Source organism: Pseudoroseicyclus tamaricis (assembly GCF_012070395.1).
GTDB lineage: Bacteria > Pseudomonadota > Alphaproteobacteria > Rhodobacterales > Rhodobacteraceae > Pseudoroseicyclus_A > Pseudoroseicyclus_A tamaricis.
In genome coordinates this window covers 26,981-44,135 of record NZ_JAAFYS010000003.1, presented here as the reverse complement: position 1 = coordinate 44,135, position 17,155 = coordinate 26,981, and the positions used below count along the sequence as shown (strand labels likewise).

The window sequence follows — 17,155 nt, the reverse complement described above, 5'->3', positions numbered from 1 at the left end:
CCATGATGTCCACCGATCTCTCGATCCTGCTGCCGGAAGTCATGCTCGCGTTCTACGCGATGGTCTCCCTCATCGTGGTCGTCTACACCGGCAAGGACGACAGCGCCCGCCCGCTCACGGTGCTGACCGCCATCGTCTTCGCCGGCCTCGCCTTCTGGATCGGCTACGCCGGCTCCGGCAGCGAGCTGGCCTTCTACGGCAGCTTCATCAGCGACCCGTTCTCGCGCTTCGCCAAGGTGGGCATCCTGCTCTCCGCCGCCGCCGTGCTGCTGATCAGCATGGAATACATGAGCCGCCGCGGCCTCCTGCGCTTCGAGTACCCGGTGCTCATCTCGCTCTCTGTCGTCGGCATGATGGTCATGGTTTCCGCCGGGGACCTGATGGTGCTCTACATGGGGCTCGAGCTGCAGTCGCTCGCCGCCTACGTGATCGCCTCGATCCGCCGCGATTCCGTGCGCTCCACCGAGGCGGGGCTGAAGTACTTCGTGCTCGGCGCCCTCTCCTCGGGGCTGCTGCTCTACGGCGCCTCGCTGACCTACGGCTTCTCGGGCACCACGCTCTTCGCCGGCATCTTCGAGGCGGCGGCGGGCGATGTCTCCATCGGGCTGCTCTTCGGCCTCGCCTTCCTGCTCGCCGGCTTCGCCTTCAAGATCTCCGCCGCGCCCTTCCACATGTGGACGCCGGACGTCTACGAGGGCGCGCCGACGCCGGTGACGGCCTTCTTCGCCACCGCGCCCAAGCTCGCGGCCATGGCCCTGCTGGCTCGGGTGATGCACGACGCCTTCGGCACCATCGTCGGTGACTGGCAGCAGATCATCGCCTTCCTCGCCGTCTTCTCGATGTTCCTCGGCGCCATCGCCGCCATCGGGCAGCGCAACATCAAGCGACTGATGGCCTATTCCTCGATCAGCCACATGGGCTTCGCGCTCATGGGCCTCGCCTCCGGCACGCTCTTCGGCGTGCAGGCGATGCTGATCTACATGGCCATCTACCTGACGATGAACGTCGGCGCCTTCGCCTTCATCCTCTCGATGGAGAAGGACGGCCGCCCGGTCACCGACATCGAGTCGCTGCACATGTATTCCAAGCGGGAGCCGCTGCGTGCGCTGGCGATGCTGGTGCTGCTCTTCTCCCTCGCCGGGGTGCCGCCGCTGGTGGGCTTCTTCGGCAAGCTCTACGTGCTGCAGGCGGCGGTGCAGGGGGGGCTGAGCTGGCTGGCGATCCTCGGCGTCATCGCCTCGGTCATCTCCGCCTTCTACTACCTGCGCATCGTCTACTACATGTACTTCGGCACCGAGCGTGACTCGCTCGACCCGCCGTCCTCGCCGGTGCTGTGGAGCGTGCTGATGGTCTGTGCGCTGGCAATGGTCTTCGGTGTCATAAACCTCTTCGGCGTCGATGCTCTCGCCGCCCAGGCGGCCGCGGCCCTTGTCAACTGAGGCCCCGGCCCGGGCGGCCGAGAGGCGCGTCTACCGGTCGCTGACATCGACAATGGACGAGGCGGCCCGCCTCGTCCGCGAGGGCGAGCGGGGGCCCCTCTGGCTTCTGGCGCTGGAGCAGACGTCTGCACGCGGCCGGCAGGGGCGGCCCTGGGCGATGCCGCCCGGCAACTTCGCCGCCACGCTGATCGACGCGCCCGAGGGCGGCCCGATGGAGAAGGCGCAGCGCAGCTTCGTCGCCTCCCTCGCCCTGCGCGATGCCCTTGCGGAAGTCGCCCCGCAGGCCCATCTCTCCCTCAAGTGGCCGAACGACGTGCTCCTCAGCGAGGGCAAGGTCGCCGGCATCCTTCTGGAGAATTTTGGCCCGGCGCTGGCCATCGGCATCGGCGTCAACCTCGCCGCTGCGCCGGGGCAGGGAGATCTCCCGGAGGGCGCCGTTCGCCCCGTCTCCCTCCTGCAGGAGACGGGGGTCGCGGTCTCGCCCGAGGCCTTCCTCGACCGGCTCGCCCCCGCCTATGCCCGCTGGGATGCGCGGCTGGTGGCCGAGGGCTTCCCGTCTATCCGCGACGCCTGGCTCGCGGCTGCGGCGCGGCTCGGGCAGGAAATCCGGGCGCGGACGCCGAAGGGGGAGACGCGGGGCCGCTTCGACGGTATCGACGCAAGGGGCAGCCTGATGCTCACCACGCCCGCCGGGCCGGTCACGCTGCCGGCGGCGGATGTCTATTTCTGAAGGGGCGATGCCCATGCTGCTCTGCATCGACTGCGGCAACACCAACACCGTCTTCTCGGTGTGGGACGGCTCGCAGTTTCTCGGCACCTGGCGCACCTCGACGGAGTGGCAGCGCACGGCGGACCAGTATTACGTCTGGCTCTCCACCCTGATGCGCCACAACAACCTCGACGTGATGATCGACGAGGTCATCATCTCCTCCACCGTGCCGCGGGTGGTCTTCAACCTGCGGGTGCTCTGCGACCGTTACTACGGCACCCGCCCCTTCGTCGTCGGCCGGCCCGATTGCCTGCTGCCGGTGGCGCCGCGGGTCGATGCCGGCACCGCCATCGGCCCCGACCGGCTGGTGAACTCCGCCGGCGCCTATGACCGACATGGCGGCAACCTCGTCGTTGTTGATTTCGGCACCGCCACCACCTTCGACGTGGTGGATGACGACGGCGCTTATGTCGGCGGGGTGATCGCGCCGGGGGTGAACCTCTCGCTCGAGGCGCTCCACCAGGCGGCGGCGGCGCTGCCGCATGTCGACGTGACGAAGCCGCAGCAGGTGATCGGCACCAATACCGTCGCCTGCATGCAATCGGGAATCTTCTGGGGCTATGTCGGCCTCGTGCGCGGGATCTGCGAACGCATCCGCGCGGAACGTGACAGGCCGATGAGAATCATCGGCACGGGGGGCCTCGCCTCCCTCTTCGCTCAGGGCGACGTGCTGTTCGACAAGGTCGAGGATGACCTGACGATGCACGGCCTGACCATCATTCACCGCTACAACAAGGATAACACATGAGCGGCGAACGCCTTATCTACCTCCCCCTCGGGGGCGCCGGCGAGATCGGCATGAACACCTATGTCTATGGCTACGGCAAACCGGGCAAGGAGCGGCTGATCGTCGTTGACCTCGGCGTGACCTTCCCCGACATGGACGGCACCCCCGGCGTCGAGCTGATCCTGCCCGACCTGACGTGGCTCCTGGAGCGGCGTGACCGGATCGAAGCCATCTTCATCACCCATGCCCACATGGACCATATCGGCGCCGTCGGCCTGCTCTGGGACAAGCTGCGGGCGCCGATCTACGCGCGCAAGTTCACCGCCCAGATCGCCCGCGAGGCGCTGGACGAAGCGGGCGCGCCCGACAGCGCCCTGCACATCGCCGAAAGCTGGCCGGCCACCATCGAGGCCGGGCCGTTCCGCGTCGGCTTCGTGCCCATCTCGCACTCCATCCCCGAAAGCTCGGGGCTGGTGATCGAGACGGCTGCGGGCCGGATCGCCCATACCGGAGACTTCAAGATCGACGAGACGCCCATCGTCGGCGAGCCCTTCGACAAGGTGCTGTGGAGCGAGATCGGCGCGCTTGGCGTCAAGGCGCTGCTCTGCGACTCGACGAACGTCTTCTCCCCCAACCCCGGCCGCTCCGAGGCGACGCTGAAGGGCCCGATCACCGAGCTGATCCGCGAGGCTCCCGGCCTCGTCGCGGCGACGACCTTCGGCTCCAACGTCGCGCGTCTGAAGACGCTGGCGGAAGCGGGGCAGGCGGCCGGCCGCTCCGTCGTGCTGCTGGGCCGGGCGATGCGCACCATGGTCAAGGCGGCGCAGGACACCGGCATCCTCGGGGATTTCCCGCCCGTCATCTCGCCCGAAGAGGCGGCGGACCTGCCGCGCCAGAACCTGCTGCTGCTCGTGACGGGCAGCCAGGGCGAGCGGCGCGCCGCCTCCGCCCAGCTGGCGCAGGGCAGCTACCTCGGGCTGAAGCTGCAGGAGGGGGATACGTTCCTCTTCTCCTCCAAGATCATCCCGGGCAACGAAAAGGGCGTGATCAAGATCATGAACCAGCTCTCCGAGAAGGGGGTGGACGTGATCTACGGCGAAACGGGGACGCACCACGTCTCCGGCCACGCCAACCGGCCGGACCTGGAGGAGATGCACCGCCTCGTGAAGCCGGAGATGATCGTGCCCATGCACGGCGAGCACCGGCACCTGCGCGAGCACCGAAAGGTGGCCGAGGCGGGGGGCTTCCCCTCGATCATCGCCACCAACGGCATGATGCTCGACATCGGCGGCACCCGCCCCTCGGTGGTGGAGTTCGTCGATGCCGGCCGCACCTACCTCGACGGGTCTGTGATGATCGGCGCGATGGATGGCATCGTCCGCGACCGCATCCGCATGGCGCTCAACGGCCACGTGCTGGTGACGCTGGTGCTGGACGAGAAGGACGAGCCGATCGGCGACCCCTGGGTGGACCTCATGGGCCTGCCGGAGACGGGCCGCTCCAAGGCCGGGCTGACCGAGGTGCTGGAGGCGGATCTCGCCCAGTTCGTCGGCCGGGCGAATGCGAAGACCATGCGCAGCGAGGACAAGCTCGAGAAGGAGCTGAAGGGCGTCGTCCGCCGCTCGGCGAATGACGAGATCGGCAAGAAGCCCGAGGTGACGGTGGTGGTGAGCCGGCTCGGCTGACGCGGCCGTCGAGAGGGCAGGACCGGGGGGCTGTCTGCCCCCCGGGCCCCCCCGAGGATTTTTGGGACTAAAGACAGGGGCGCAAGGGCGGAGGCCGGGCGCTGCCAGGGTCTAGGGCCCAGAACGAGAAAGGCCCCGGCAGGTGACTGCCGGGGCCTTTCTCGTTACGTGGGGGTTGCGGGGCGATCAGCCGGTGCGACGTTCCGCGAAGCTCTTGGCGATGAAGGCGGGGGTGTCCTCGCCCATGCCGACGATCTCTTCGTCGCGGCTGCGGCGGCCACGGCCCTCGGAATGCCGTCCGCTCTTCTCGTCGGAGCGGCCGCCAGAGCGATTGTCGGAGCGTCGGCCACGGGCCGGCTTCTGCTCCTGCGGGGCAGGGGCGGGCGCCTCGGGGGCCGGGGCGGCCTCGGCGGCGGCGGGAGTTTCGGCGACCGGAGCTTCGGTCGTGGTGACCTTCGCGGGCGTCTTGGCCTCGCTGACGCCCTCGTCGCGCTCCGCCCGGGTGCGGCTGCGGGTGCGGCGGGGTTTCTTCTCCTCGCCCGCCGCCTCGGAGGTGGCCGGCGTGGGGGCGCTCTCGTGGCCCTGCGGGGGCTCGACGCGCGGAATTTCCTTCTCCACCAGGCGCTCGATGTCGCCGAGGTTCTTCTCGTCCTTCGGCACGCAGATCATCAGCGCCTTGCCGGAGCGGCCGGCGCGGCCGGTGCGGCCGATGCGGTGGACGTAATCCTCGGCATGGCTCGGCACGTCGTAGTTGAAGACGTGGGAGACGGCCGGGATGTCGAGCCCCCGGGCCGCGACATCGGAGGCGACGAGGAAGCGCACGGTGCCGGCGCGGAAGCCGTCGAGCGTGCGGGTGCGCTGCGACTGGTCGAGATCGCCGTGGATCGGCTCGGCATTGTAGCCGTATTTCTTCAGGCTCTTGGCCAGAACATCCACCTCGACCTTGCGGTTGCAGAAGATGATGGCGTTGGTGCAGGCCTCGCCCTCGGCGTCGATCAGCGCGCGCAGCAGCGCCCGCTTCTCGGTGCCTTCGCGATCCTTCCGCTTGGAGCGGAACATGACGACGCCCTGCGCGATCGTCTCCGACGCCGTCGCCTGGCGCGCCACCTCGATACGGGCGGGGGAGGAGAGGAACATGTTGGTGATCCGCTCAATCTCCGGCGCCATGGTGGCGGAGTAGAACATCGTCTGCCGGGTGAAGGGCGTCAGCGAGAAGATGCGCTCGATGTCGGGGATGAAGCCCATGTCGAGCATCCGGTCCGCCTCGTCGACGACCATGATCTGCACGCCGGTGAGCAGCAGCTTGCCGCGCTCGAAATGATCGAGCAGGCGGCCGGGGGTCGCGATCAGCACGTCGACACCCTTGTCGATGAGCTGGTCCTGCTCCTTGAAGGAGACGCCGCCGATCAGCAGGGCCTTCGTGAGCTTGGTGTACTTGGCGTAGGTGTCGAAGTTCTCGGCGACCTGCGCGGCGAGCTCGCGCGTCGGCGCCAGCACGAGGCTGCGGGGCATGCGCGCGCGGGCGCGGCCCTTCTGCAGCATGGTGATCATCGGCAGCGTGAAGCTGGCCGTCTTGCCGGTGCCCGTCTGGGCGATGCCGAGCACATCCTTGCCTTCCAGCGCATGGGGGATGGCCCCCGACTGGATGGGCGTCGGCGTGGTGTAGCCGGCTTCTTCGACGGCCTTGAGGACCTTCGGGTCCAGCTTGAGATCTGAGAATGCAGTCATAGGGTCCTTCACGCGTGAGGTGCGGCTGATCTGGCCGCTTCCACTGGCGCGGCCCGTCCCGGCCGGATTGCCGGGCGTCATCTGCGAGAGCGCTCTTACGCCCCGGGCGGCAAAAGGTCAACGCTGGCGGGCCGGAGGGCCGATTTCCCACGCTTTGCCCGAAGCGGGGCCAGAAGCTGCCTCATTTCCCGCCATGCTGAGCGGGCCGGGATAGCGCGGGACAAGGCGAGGGGGCCCATGAAGAACTTCGACGATTTCGCGGGCCACAGCTACGCGCCGGGCGCCGATCTGCGCGAGCGGATGCCGGCATACGAGGAGCCTGCCACCCCGGGCGAGGGCGCGGAGGCCGCCGGCGGTGGCGCCGGCGCCGCGGCGGATGGCGCCGCCGTGGAGGCGGGCGCGACTGGCGCGCAGGCCGCTGCCGGGGCCGAGGCGGCGCAGGGCGCGGCGGTGCAGGGCGGGGCGGGGGCGGCCGATCCCGCCGCTGCCGCCGAGCAGAGCGAGCGCCTGCAGGGGATCACCGACACGCTGCAGGAGGGGATGGGGCAGGGCGACTCCATGGCCATCGTCGACCAGGTCGTCGCCTTCCTCTGGCCTCCGGCGCCGAGCGTCATCGCCGTCGTCCTGCTGCTGGTCGCTGTCATGGTGGTCAGGGCCATCCGCAAGCGGCGTGCCGCCCGCGCGGCGGAGGAGGCCGCCGTCCGGCAGGCGGAGCTGGAGCGGCAGGCGCATCTCGACCGGCAGAAGGACTTCGCCCAGATGCGGCGCGAGCGTCAGGCGCGGCAGGCGGCCAACAGCTCCGCCGCCGCGTAAGGCGGCCGACAAGCTCCGCTGCCGCCTGAGGCGGCCCGCCAACGCCGGTTTCCCGGGCGCCGCGGCGGCCGTTTCATCGCCCTGTTCACGAGCGGCGGCGCGGCGCCTGCGGCGCCGGATGGCTTATGGCCAACCCCTTCCGCCACCGCTACAAGCGTCCTCGGATCCCGTGGGGGAAGATGGACATCTCGGCCACACAGACAGACGACCTGATTGCCTGCCCCAATTGCGACGTGCTCTACCGGATCAAGGCTCCGGCGCGCGGCGAGCGGGCGCGGTGCGGGCGCTGTCACGAGGTGCTGATCACTCCGCGGCTCGGGGCCGAGGGGCGCATCATCGCGCTGGCACTGGCCGTGCTGATCCTCACCATCGGGGCGCTGAGCTTTCCCTTCTTGACCATCCGGGCGGCGGGCGTCAGCCATTCCGCCTCGATCTTCTCGGCGGCGGCGGCCTTCTCCGGCGGGCCGTTCTTCCTGCTCTCCTTCGCGGTGCTCTGCCTGATCGTGCTGGTGCCGGTGGGGCGGGTGTTGCTGCTGCTCTACGTCTTCGTGCCGCTGGCGCGGGGGCGGGGCGTCGGGCCGCTGACCAAGCAGGCCTTCACGCTGGCCGAGCGGATGCGCCCGTGGTCGATGGCGGAGATCTTCGCTATCGGCTGCGCCGTGGCGCTGGTGAAGGTCGCCGACCTCGCCGAGATCGCCTTCGGCCCCGCCTTCTGGATGTTCGCGCTGCTCACCCTGCTGGTCGTCGCGCAGGATTCGCTGATCTGCCGCTGGACGATCTGGGACGCGCTCGACAAGGAGGCGGAAGCGTGAGCGAGGCCACCCCCCTCACCGCGCGCGAGGCCGGGCTCGTCGGCTGCCGGCGCTGCGGCCGCGTCTGGCCGATCGAGACGGAGGAATGCGGCCGCTGCGGCGCGCACCTGCAATCGCGTGACCCGCGCAGCCTCAGCCGCGTCTGGGCGTGGTGGGCAGCGGGGCTGATCGCCTACGTGCCGGCGAACCTCTACCCGATGCTCGTTACCAGCACGCTGGTGGAGGAGACGCAGGCCACCATCGTCGGCGGCGCGGTGGAGCTGGCGCAGCATGACGCGCTCGGCGTCGCCATCATCGTGCTCGTCGCCTCGGTGCTGATCCCCGTCGGCAAGTTCATGGCCATCGCCTTCCTCGCCCTCTCGGTGCACCGGCAGGCCGACACGGGTGCCCATGCCCGCCACAAGCTCTATGAGATCGTGGAATATATCGGCCGCTGGTCGATGATCGACGTCTTCGTCGTTGCCATCCTCACCGCGCTCGTGCAGCTCAACGCGCTGGCCTCCATCCACCCGGGGCCCGCCGCCGCCGCCTTCGCGGCCTCCGTCGTCTTCACGATGCTCTCGGCGCAGAGCTTCGACAGCCGGATGATCTGGGATCACCTCGGCGGCCCGCGCCCCCGCCCCCGCCTGGAAGAGAGAGCCACATGAGCGACGAGGACCGTATCGAGGACGTGCCGGTGGTGCCCGCGCGCCGCTCCTTCTTCGAGCGGGTGTCGGTCGTCTGGCTGATCCCGATCCTCGCGCTCGTCGTCGCGCTCGGCATCGCCTGGCAGACATGGGCGGAGCGGGGGCCGACCATCGACATCCACTTCCGCAACGCCGCCGGCATCACGCAAGGCGAGACGCAGCTGCGCTACCGCGACGTGGTCGTCGGCACGGTGGAGGAGGTCGACTTCGCCAACGGGCTGGACGAGGTGCTCGTCACCGTGCGCGTCACCCAGACCGTCGCCCCCTATATCGACGAGGAGGCGAGCTTCTGGGTCGTGCGCCCCGAGGTGACGACGCAGGGCGTCACCGGGCTAGAGACGGTGCTCTCCGGCGTCTACATCGCCGGCCAGTGGGACAATGAGCCCGGCTCCGAGGTGCGCGACTTCACGGGCCTCGCCCATCCGCCCCTGAACGAGGGCGTGCAGCCTGGCCTGAGCTTCTACCTGCGCACCTCCGGCACCTCGCTGACGGGGAACACGCCGCTCCTCTATAAGGGCGTCGAGGTCGGCCGCGTCGGCCCCGCCCGCGTCTCCGAGGATGGGGTGACGGTGGAGGCGGAGGCCTTCATCGAGGCGCCTTATGACAACCTCATCACCGAATCGACGCGCTTCTGGGATTCCTCGGGCTTCTCCTTCACGCTCGGCTCGGCCGGCGCGGCGCTGAACTTCGATTCCATCGCCTCGCTGATCGCCGGCGGCGTGAGCTTCGACACCTTCGTGGCCGGCGGCACGATCGCCGAGCCGGGGGATGTCTTCGAGGTCTATCCCGAGCGCGGGCTGGCCCGCGCCTCCGTCTTCAACCGCCGCGACGGGGTGGAGCTGACGCTGTCGGCCATCTTCGACGAGGACGTCACGGGCCTCGCCGCCGGCGCCCCGGTGGAGCTGGAAGGCCTGCGCATCGGCGAGGTCACGGGCCTCAACGGCATCGCCGACGCCGGCAGCCCCGGCGACTCCGCCGTGCGGCTGCAGGTGGTCTTCGCCATCCAGCCGGCGCGGCTGGGCTTCGACGGCGAGGGCAGCGAGACGGAGGCGCTGGAGTTCTTCGCGCAGCAGGCGGCGCTTGGCCTGCGCGCCCGGCTGGCGACGGCGAACCTGCTCACCGGCGGTCTGAAGGTCGAGCTGGTGCGCCCGGATGATCTGGCCGCCGGCGCCCTCATCGAGCCGCCGGGCGAGTATCCCATCCTGCCGACGGCGCCGAGCGACCTGATCGACGTCGGCGCCACGGCTGAAGGCACGCTGGCCCGCATCGACGCGCTGCCCATCGAGGAGCTGCTGCAGAGCGTCATCGTCTTCCTCGACGAGGCCGGTTCGCTCGTCGGCAGCGACGAGGTGCAGCAGGTCCCGGGCGAGCTCGCGGGCCTCCTCGGCAACCTGCGCGGTGTCACCGGCGCCAGCGAGGTGCAGGCCCTGCCGGCGCAGATCGGCGCGGTGATGACGGATCTGGAGAGGTCGCTCGACCAGATCTCCACCCTCGTCGCCGAGCTGGACGAGGCGCAGGCCGCTGAGCGGGTGCTGGCGGCGATCGACAGCGTCTCCGCCGCCGCCGCGGGGGTGGAGACCTCCGCCGAAGGGCTGCCGGAGCTGGTGGCGGAGATCACGGCGCTGGCGGAAGAGGCGAGGGGCCTCGGCCTGCCCGCGCTCGGCCAGCGGGCCGAGGCGGTGCTGGCCAGCGCCCAGACGCTGGTCGGCGGCGAGGCGGCGCAGGCGCTGCCCGCGCAGGTGGGCGCCGCGCTGGCGGAAGTGACCAGCGCCGCCGACGCGGTGGACGAGCTGATCGGCACCCTCAACGAGGCGCAGACGGCCGAGCGCATCGCCGCCGCCGCCGATGCCGCCGCCGCCGCGCTGCAGGCGGCGCGCCCGGGGCTCGAAGGCGTGCCGAGGCTCGTCGACGAGCTGACGGCCGTCGCGCAGGAGGCCCGCGCCATGGGTCTGCCCGCGCTCGGGCAGCGGGCCGGAGAGCTTGTCGCCTCCGCCCAGGCCCTCGTGGGGGGCGAGGCGGCGCAGGCGCTGCCGGCGCAGGTGAATGCCGCCCTCGCCGAGGTGACGGACGCCGCCGGCTCCGTCGAGGAGCTGATCGGCACGCTCAATGACGCCCAGACAGCCGAACGCCTCGCCGCCGCCGCCGATGCCGCCGCCGCGGCTCTGGAAGCGGCGCGCCCGGGACTGGAGGGCGTCCCGGCGCTCGTCGACGAGCTCACCGCCGTCGCGCAGGAGGCCCGCGGCCTCGGCCTGCCGGCGCTCGGCCAGCAGGCCAGCGCCCTCGTCGCCTCCGCGCAGAACCTCCTCGGCAGCGAGGCGACACAGGCCCTGCCGGCGGAGATCGACGCGGCGCTTGGCGATGTTTCCGCCGTCGCCACCGAGCTGCAGGCCTTCGTCGCCGGCGTGAACGAGGGCGGCACGGCGGAGCGTCTCGCCGCCGCCGCCGATGCCGCCGCCGGCGCGCTGGAAGCGGCGCGCCCGGGGCTTGAGGGCGTGCCGGCCCTCGTGGACGAGCTGACGCTCCTCGCCGGGGAGGCCCGCAGCATGGGCCTGCCGGCGCTCGGGCAGGAGGCGAGCCAGCTTGTCGCCAATGCCCAGGCGCTGATCGGCGGCGAGGCCGCACAGGGCCTGCCCGCGCAGGCCTCCGCCGCGCTGGCGGAGTTGACGGCGGCGACGACCAGCGCCAACCGCATCATCGCCGAGCTCTCCGATGCCGAGGTCGCCACCCAGCTGACCGCCGCCATCGAGAACGCGGCGGCGGCTCTGGACAGCGTCGAGACCTCCGCCGCCGGCCTGCCGGAGCTGGTGGACGAGGCGCGCGCCCTCGTCGCCCGCGCCAATTCCCTGCCGCTGGAGACCTTCGGCGCCGAGGCCGAGCGCTTCGCCGCCTCTGCCGCCGATCTCGTCGCCTCCGCCGATGCGCAGGCCCTGCCGGGGCAGCTAAACGGCGCGCTGGCGGAGCTGTCATCGGCGCTGGCGGACCTGCGCGAGGGCGGCGCCATCGCCAACACCAACGCCACGCTCGACAGCGCCCGCGCCGCCGCCGATGCCATCGCCGCCGCCTCGGCGGACCTGCCGGCCCTCGTGGCGCGGGCCGATCAGCTCGCCGCCACCGCCTCCTCGGTGCTCACCGGCTTCGATACCGAGGCGCCCGCCCTGCGGGAGGCGCGCTCTGCCCTGCGGGAGATCACGCGCGCCGCGCAGGCCGTCTCCGAACTCGCCCGCGCCATCGAGCGCCAGCCCAATTCCCTCATTCTCGGACGATAGATCATGCCACACGCGTATCCCCGGGCCGCCTGGCTCATGACTCCCCTCCTAGTGGCCCTCTCCGGCTGCTCCTTCCTCGGCGGGCCTGATCAGCTTTATGCCGTGCCGCAGGTGACGCCCTCCGAGCAGATCCCGATCGCCTTCTCCTCCGTCGAGGTGCGCGACGTCTCGCTGCCCTCCTATGCCAATTACGAGGAAATCTACGTCGAGGCGGTGGACGGCACCCTCGCTGCCGAGGACGGCCTGCTCTGGGCCGATGACCCGGCCCGCTCCGTCTCGCTGGAGCTGGTGCGGGCCCTCTCGGCACTGACGGGGGTCATCGTCGCCGGCGAGCCCTGGCCCTTCGATCCCTACCCGGCGGCGCGCGTCGAGGTTCGCGTGGAGGAGATGATCGCGTCGCGCAGCGGCGAATTCCGCCTCTCGGGCCAGTACTTCATCGCCGCGCTCGACGGCTCCGGCGGCGACTCGGCGGAGCTCTTCTCCATCACCTCGCCCCTCGCGGCGGACGCGGGCGCGGCCGCCATCGCCGCCGCCCGCGGCGCCGCGGTGGCCGAGCTCGCCCGCCAGATCGCCCGCGGCGGCCTGAGCTGAAGGACGGCCCCCGCCGTCCCCGGATCCCCTTCATCTGGCCGAAAATACCTCGGGGGGCCCGGGGGGCTGGCCCCCCGGCCTCTCCACCTTGCTCCCCCGGCCCGCCATTCCGGCGCCCCCCCGCAGGGTGGGTTTCCAACCCACCGCCCCCACAGGTCGCAGGCCCTCGCGCCACCTCCGCCTCCCACCCCCTTCCCATTCGCCCGCTTCCATGCTCAGGTCCGCCCCGGATCGCAGATGAAAGGGGGATGCCCATATGCCGGACGTGACGCTCAGCGTGAACGGTCAGGACGTGACGCAGCAGGTGGAGGGGCGCACGCTGCTGGTGGACATGCTGCGCCGCGGGCTCGGCCTCACCGGCACCCATGTCGGCTGCGACACCAGCCAGTGCGGCGCCTGCATGGTGCTGGTCGACGGCGCGCCCGTCAAAGCCTGCTCCATCCTCGCGCTCGAGGCGGAGGGGACCGAGGTGACCACGATCGAGGGCATTGCCGCCCCCGATGGCACGCTCTCGACTGTCCAGCAGGCGTTCCAGGATTACCACGGGCTGCAATGCGGCTTCTGCACGCCGGGCATGGTCGTCTCCACGACCGCCCTCCTTTCGGAGAACCCCAAGCCCAGCGAGGCCGAGATAAGGCACTGGCTGGAGGGCAACTTCTGCCGCTGCACCGGTTATCACAACATCGTCCGCGCCGTGCAGGCCGCCTCCGGCCAGGAGCCGGCGGGGACGAAGGCGGTAGAGGCCAACTGATGTACGATTTCGAGCTTGCCCGCCCGACGACCCTCGCCGAGGCGCTGGAGATGCTGGCCGAGGAGGGGAGTGACCCGCTCTCCGGCGGGCAGACGCTGATCCCCTCGCTGCGCGCCCGCCTCGCGATGCCCGAGCGGCTGGTCTCCCTGATGCATATCGACGAGCTGAAGGGCATCGAGCAGCGGGGCGATGCGCTGCACGTGAAGGGGGGCACAACCCATGCACAGCTCGTGCACGGGGCGTATGACATCTTCCCCGGCCTCGCCTCGCTCGCCGGGCGCATCGGCGACCCGGCCGTACGCACCCGCGGCACCATCGGCGGCTCCGTCGCCAACAACGACCCGGCGGCCTGCTACCCGGCCGCGGCGCTGGCCACCGGCGCCACCATCCACACCTCGCAGCGGGAGGTGGCGGCCGATGACTTCTTCCTCGGACTCTTCGAGACGGCGCTGGAGGAGGGGGAGATCGTTACCGGCGTGACCTTCCCGATCCCGCAGGCCTCGGCCTACGAGAAGTTCATCCAGCCGGCCTCGCACTTCGCCCTCGCCGCCGTCTTCGTCGCCCGCTTCGATACCCGGGTCGGCGTGGCCGTCACCGGCGCCTCCGAGGATGGCGCCTTCCGCTGGAAGGAGGCGGAGGCGGCGCTGACAGAGGACTTCTCCGTCGCGGCGCTGGAAGGCCTCTCGCTGCCGGAGCAGGGGCTGATCGCCGACGTGCATGGCGGCGCCGATTACCGCGCCCGCATGGCCGGCGTCATGCTCCGCCGGGCAGTCGCCGCCCTCGCCTGAACGGGGCCCGTCGCCTCGCAGACACTTTCCGAAAGGCCGCCCTCACCGGCGGCCTTTTGCTTTCGTGACAGGCGGGCGGGAACGCTCCGCCTCGCCCACCCGTTTGCCGTCAGCACGCGCCCATCATGGGCCACTCTCGCCGCGCCCCGAGATGGCGGCGACATATAACAAGACGCCAAGACAACAGGATGGACGTCATGCGACATGTACTCCTCAAGACCAGCACCGCGCTGGCCCTCACGCTGACCGGCGCGCCGGTCCCCCTCCTTGCGCAGGAGACGGCCCAGGCGCCGGAAGACTGCACCGTGGAGGCGCCGGAGCTGCCCTGCATCGGCCCCGACGGCGCCGTCGTGGCGACGCAGGAGGAATTCCGCGCCGGGCTCGAGCAGCTGGGCATCAACGACATCGACGCCATCATGTCCCGCTTCGAGGATCCGGAGGTCTCCACCGGTGAGGACATGCCGGGCGAGCCGGCCGAAGGGATGCCGGGCGAGGGCGCCGGTGCCGCCGCCGATGTGGCCGAGGACCTCGGTCTCGAGGAAGGCAACGCCGACGACGCGATGGGCATGCAGCCCGACGTGACCGCCGGTGTCGCTGTCGCCGATGACGAGGCCGCCGAAGACGCCGCGGCGCAGACCGCCGCCGACATGGCGCCGGAGACCGAAGGCGAGGCCGAGGAGGTCGCCGACGACCTGATGCTCGACGAGGAGCCGGGCGATAATTCCGACGTTGGCGCCGAGGTCGAAGGCGACGACACCGTCACCTCCGAAGCCGCCGCGCAGCAGGATGACGCTGCCGCGACGGCCGAGGCCGGCACCGATCCGCTGGAGGATGCCACGCCCGAGAGCGAGGCGGAGATGCCCGACGAGGTGACCGCCGGCGCCGCCGTGGCCGATGACGAGGCCGCCGAAGACGCCGCCGCCGCGACCGCCGCCGAGGGCGACGAGAACGCGCCGGGCGACGACATGACCGCCGAGGAGGTCGCCGAAGACCTGATGCTCGACGCCGAGCCGGGCGACAATTCCGAGGTCGGCGCCGAGGTCGAGGGCGACGACACCGTCACCTCCGACGCCGCCGCGCAGGAGGATGACGCCGACGCGACGGCAGAGGAGGGCACCGACCCGCTGGAGGACGCCACGCCCGAGAGCGAGGCGGAGATGCCCGACGAGATGACGGCCGGCGCCGCCATCGCCGATGACGACGCCGCCGAAGCTGCCGCCGACGCCACCGCGGCCGGCGAGGACGACGACGTCGCCGCCGAAGCCGCGGAACCGGCCGAAGCTGCCGAGCCCGCCGAAGCTGCCGAGCCGCCCGAAGCCGCCGAACCCGCTGAGCCTGCCGCCCCGCCCGCCGCTGCCGCCGCCGCGGCCAGCGACGACGAGGGCTCCAGCGAGGCCGAGGTGACGACCGAAACGGTGGAGGACGAAGACGTCCGCAACGCCGACGAGGAATTCGACACGGCCCCGACGGAGGAAAGCTCCCTCGCCCCCGACACGGCCGAAGAGATCGATGGCGACGCCACGGACGCTCCGGCCCCCGAAGGCGAGGAGATGGTCGCCGAGGAAGAGGAGGAGGACGAAGGCCTCACCAACTTCCAGCGCGCCATCCTGCTCGGGCTCGGCGCCGCCACGGTCGGCTCGATCCTCAGCAGTGGCGACGAGGTCGTCTCCAACTCCGGCGACCGCGTGGTCGTCAGCACGTCGGACGGCAACCTGCGCGTTCTCAAGAACGACGACGCGCTGCTGCGCACGGCCGGCTCCGAGGTGCGGACCGAGACGTTCGATGACGGCTCCACCCGGACCACCGTCGTTCGCGAGGATGGAAGCCAGGTGGTCACCATCCGTGCCGCCGACGGCATGGCGCTGCGCCGCACGCTGATCCGCCCCGATGGCACCCGCACGGTGCTCTTCGACGATACCGAAGAGGTCGTGGCGGTCGACGAGGCCTCGCTGCCCGCGCCCGAGCAGGAGCGGAGCATCGTCTCCACCGGTGCCGACCAGGAGGCGCTCCGTGCGGCTCTGACGGCCCGTGTCGCCTCCGACCTCGGCCGCAGCTTCTCGCTTCGCCAGGTGCGTGACATCCGCGCCGTCCGCGCGCTGGCGCCGCAGGTCGAGCTCGACGCGGTGACCTTCACCACCGGCTCCGCCGCCATCGACGCGAGCCAGGCGGAGGAGTTGACCGACCTCGGCCTCGCCATCGCGGGCATCCTCGACGAGGATCCCGGCCAGGTCTTCCTGATCGAGGGCCACACGGATGCGGTGGGCGACGCCGCCTACAACCTCGCCCTCTCCGACCGCCGGGCCGAGACGGTGGCGCTGGCGCTTGCCGAGTACTTCGACATCCCGCCGGAGAACCTCGTCACGCAAGGCTACGGCGAGGCGGACCTGAAGGTGGAGACGCAGGAGGCCGAGCGCCTCAACCGCCGCGCGGCGGTGCGCAACATCACCGAGCTGCTGCGCGGCAACATCTGACGCCGCCAGCACCACGGCACAACAAAAAGGCCGCCCTCCGGGGCGGCCTTCGTCGTTTCGGTGTGATGAGCAGCGCCTACTTCAGCGGCCCGATCATCATGACCATCTGGCGGCCTTCCATCTTGGGCATGTTCTCGACCTTGCCCAGCTCCTTGGTGTCCTCCGCCACGCGCTGCAGCAGATCACGGCCGAGCTCCTGGTGAGCCATCTCGCGGCCGCGGAAGCGCAGCGTGACCTTCACCTTGTCGCCGTTCTCGAGAAACTTGACCACGTTGCGCATCTTGACCTCGTAGTCATGCACATCCGTGTTCGGGCGGAATTTGACTTCCTTGATCTCGATGATCTTCTGCTTCTTCTTCGCCTCGGCCTCTTTCTTCTGCGTCTCGTACTTGAACTTGCCGAAGTCCATGATCTTGCAGACGGGAGGCGTGGCGTTGGGCGAGATTTCCACGAGGTCGAGCCCGGCTTCCTCGGCCATGGCGAGGGCGCGGTGCGGCGAGACGACGCCGACGTTCTCGCCTTCCGGGCCGATGAGACGGATCTCCGGCGCGCGGATACGGTCGTTCACTCGGGGGCCGGTGTCGCGGACGGGCGGCGCGTTGTGGGGTCTGCGGGCTATGGCGGTGTCC

Annotated in this window: 14 protein-coding genes; 12 read left to right on the top strand and 2 right to left on the bottom strand. The window is 70.8% G+C overall.

Features of this window, described 5'->3' with window-relative positions; genetic code table 11:
* Positions 1-2 precede the first annotated feature (2 nt).
* The 4 genes from nuoN to GY170_RS11930 are packed head-to-tail and all read left to right on the top strand — an operon-like array spanning position 3 to position 4,620.
* On the top strand, positions 3-1,439 hold the full coding sequence (nuoN, locus tag GY170_RS11945; protein ID WP_163893947.1) for an NADH-quinone oxidoreductase subunit NuoN: 1,437 nt from the start codon (positions 3-5) through the stop codon (positions 1,437-1,439).
* Complete coding sequence (locus GY170_RS11940; RefSeq protein ID WP_163893945.1) at positions 1,399-2,169, top strand: biotin--[acetyl-CoA-carboxylase] ligase; 771 nt, start codon at positions 1,399-1,401, stop codon at positions 2,167-2,169. Before nuoN ends, GY170_RS11940 begins: the two co-directional genes overlap by 41 nt.
* A 13-nt stretch (positions 2,170-2,182) precedes the next feature.
* A complete protein-coding gene (locus GY170_RS11935) occupies positions 2,183-2,956 on the top strand; it encodes a type III pantothenate kinase (protein WP_163893943.1) in 774 nt (257 codons plus the stop codon).
* Positions 2,953-4,620 carry a ribonuclease J gene (locus GY170_RS11930; protein ID WP_163893941.1) on the top strand — a complete coding sequence of 556 codons (1,668 nt, stop codon included), beginning with the start codon at positions 2,953-2,955 and terminating at the stop codon, positions 4,618-4,620. Before GY170_RS11935 ends, GY170_RS11930 begins: the two co-directional genes overlap by 4 nt.
* A 186-nt stretch (positions 4,621-4,806) precedes the next feature.
* Here the strand turns inward: GY170_RS11930 and GY170_RS11925 are convergent, their stop codons facing one another.
* The gene (locus GY170_RS11925) at positions 4,807-6,348 is read right to left on the bottom strand and encodes a DEAD/DEAH box helicase (RefSeq protein ID WP_163893939.1); all 1,542 of its coding nucleotides are present in this window, start codon (positions 6,346-6,348) and stop codon (positions 4,807-4,809) included.
* Positions 6,349-6,585: 237 nt separating this feature from the next.
* Here GY170_RS11925 and GY170_RS11920 point away from each other — a divergent pair, with 237 nt between their 5' ends.
* From GY170_RS11920 to GY170_RS18615, 8 genes are all read left to right on the top strand, one after another.
* Positions 6,586-7,161 (top strand): hypothetical protein, encoded by a 576-nt coding sequence (locus tag GY170_RS11920; protein ID WP_163893937.1) that lies wholly within the window; start codon positions 6,586-6,588, stop codon positions 7,159-7,161.
* Between the two features lie 125 nt (positions 7,162-7,286).
* Complete coding sequence (locus GY170_RS18545) at positions 7,287-7,973, top strand: paraquat-inducible protein A (protein ID WP_328800722.1); 687 nt, start codon at positions 7,287-7,289, stop codon at positions 7,971-7,973.
* On the top strand, positions 7,970-8,620 hold the full coding sequence (locus tag GY170_RS18540) for a paraquat-inducible protein A (RefSeq protein ID WP_163893935.1): 651 nt from the start codon (positions 7,970-7,972) through the stop codon (positions 8,618-8,620). The genes GY170_RS18545 and GY170_RS18540 overlap by 4 nt, the downstream gene beginning before the upstream one ends.
* On the top strand, positions 8,617-11,925 hold the full coding sequence (locus GY170_RS18375) for an MlaD family protein (protein WP_203531313.1): 3,309 nt from the start codon (positions 8,617-8,619) through the stop codon (positions 11,923-11,925). Before GY170_RS18540 ends, GY170_RS18375 begins: the two co-directional genes overlap by 4 nt.
* A gap of 36 nt (positions 11,926-11,961) precedes the next feature.
* The gene (locus GY170_RS11900; protein ID WP_163893933.1) at positions 11,962-12,516 is read left to right on the top strand and encodes a PqiC family protein; all 555 of its coding nucleotides are present in this window, start codon (positions 11,962-11,964) and stop codon (positions 12,514-12,516) included.
* Between the two features lie 256 nt (positions 12,517-12,772).
* A complete protein-coding gene (locus GY170_RS11895) occupies positions 12,773-13,267 on the top strand; it encodes a (2Fe-2S)-binding protein (RefSeq protein ID WP_163893931.1) in 495 nt (164 codons plus the stop codon).
* The gene (locus GY170_RS11890; protein WP_163893929.1) at positions 13,267-14,055 is read left to right on the top strand and encodes an FAD binding domain-containing protein; all 789 of its coding nucleotides are present in this window, start codon (positions 13,267-13,269) and stop codon (positions 14,053-14,055) included. The genes GY170_RS11895 and GY170_RS11890 overlap by 1 nt, the downstream gene beginning before the upstream one ends.
* A gap of 197 nt (positions 14,056-14,252) precedes the next feature.
* Positions 14,253-16,526 carry an OmpA family protein gene (locus GY170_RS18615; RefSeq protein ID WP_163893927.1) on the top strand — a complete coding sequence of 758 codons (2,274 nt, stop codon included), beginning with the start codon at positions 14,253-14,255 and terminating at the stop codon, positions 16,524-16,526.
* Positions 16,527-16,602: 76 nt separating this feature from the next.
* Here GY170_RS18615 and infC read toward each other — a convergent pair whose 3' ends face one another.
* On the bottom strand, positions 16,603-17,094 hold the full coding sequence (gene infC, locus GY170_RS11880) for a translation initiation factor IF-3 (RefSeq protein WP_235937840.1): 492 nt from the start codon (positions 17,092-17,094) through the stop codon (positions 16,603-16,605).
* Positions 17,095-17,155 lie beyond the last annotated feature (61 nt).

What these genes read in the sequence shown, in the direction of transcription:
- GY170_RS18545 (WP_328800722.1), top strand. Translation starts at nt 7,287, where the DNA reads ATGGCCAACCCCTTCCGCCACCGCTACAAGCGTCCTCGGATCCCGTGG.
- nuoN (WP_163893947.1), top strand. Translation starts at nt 3, where the DNA reads ATGATGTCCACCGATCTCTCGATCCTGCTGCCGGAAGTCATGCTCGCG.
- GY170_RS11930 (WP_163893941.1), top strand. Translation starts at nt 2,953, where the DNA reads ATGAGCGGCGAACGCCTTATCTACCTCCCCCTCGGGGGCGCCGGCGAG.
- GY170_RS11940 (WP_163893945.1), top strand. Translation starts at nt 1,399, where the DNA reads ATGCTCTCGCCGCCCAGGCGGCCGCGGCCCTTGTCAACTGAGGCCCCG.
- GY170_RS11925 (WP_163893939.1), bottom strand. Translation starts at nt 6,348, where the DNA reads ATGACTGCATTCTCAGATCTCAAGCTGGACCCGAAGGTCCTCAAGGCC.
- GY170_RS11935 (WP_163893943.1), top strand. Translation starts at nt 2,183, where the DNA reads ATGCTGCTCTGCATCGACTGCGGCAACACCAACACCGTCTTCTCGGTG.
- GY170_RS18375 (WP_203531313.1), top strand. Translation starts at nt 8,617, where the DNA reads ATGAGCGACGAGGACCGTATCGAGGACGTGCCGGTGGTGCCCGCGCGC.
- GY170_RS18615 (WP_163893927.1), top strand. Translation starts at nt 14,253, where the DNA reads ATGCGACATGTACTCCTCAAGACCAGCACCGCGCTGGCCCTCACGCTG.
- GY170_RS11900 (WP_163893933.1), top strand. Translation starts at nt 11,962, where the DNA reads ATGACTCCCCTCCTAGTGGCCCTCTCCGGCTGCTCCTTCCTCGGCGGG.
- GY170_RS11895 (WP_163893931.1), top strand. Translation starts at nt 12,773, where the DNA reads ATGCCGGACGTGACGCTCAGCGTGAACGGTCAGGACGTGACGCAGCAG.
- GY170_RS11890 (WP_163893929.1), top strand. Translation starts at nt 13,267, where the DNA reads ATGTACGATTTCGAGCTTGCCCGCCCGACGACCCTCGCCGAGGCGCTG.
- GY170_RS11920 (WP_163893937.1), top strand. Translation starts at nt 6,586, where the DNA reads ATGAAGAACTTCGACGATTTCGCGGGCCACAGCTACGCGCCGGGCGCC.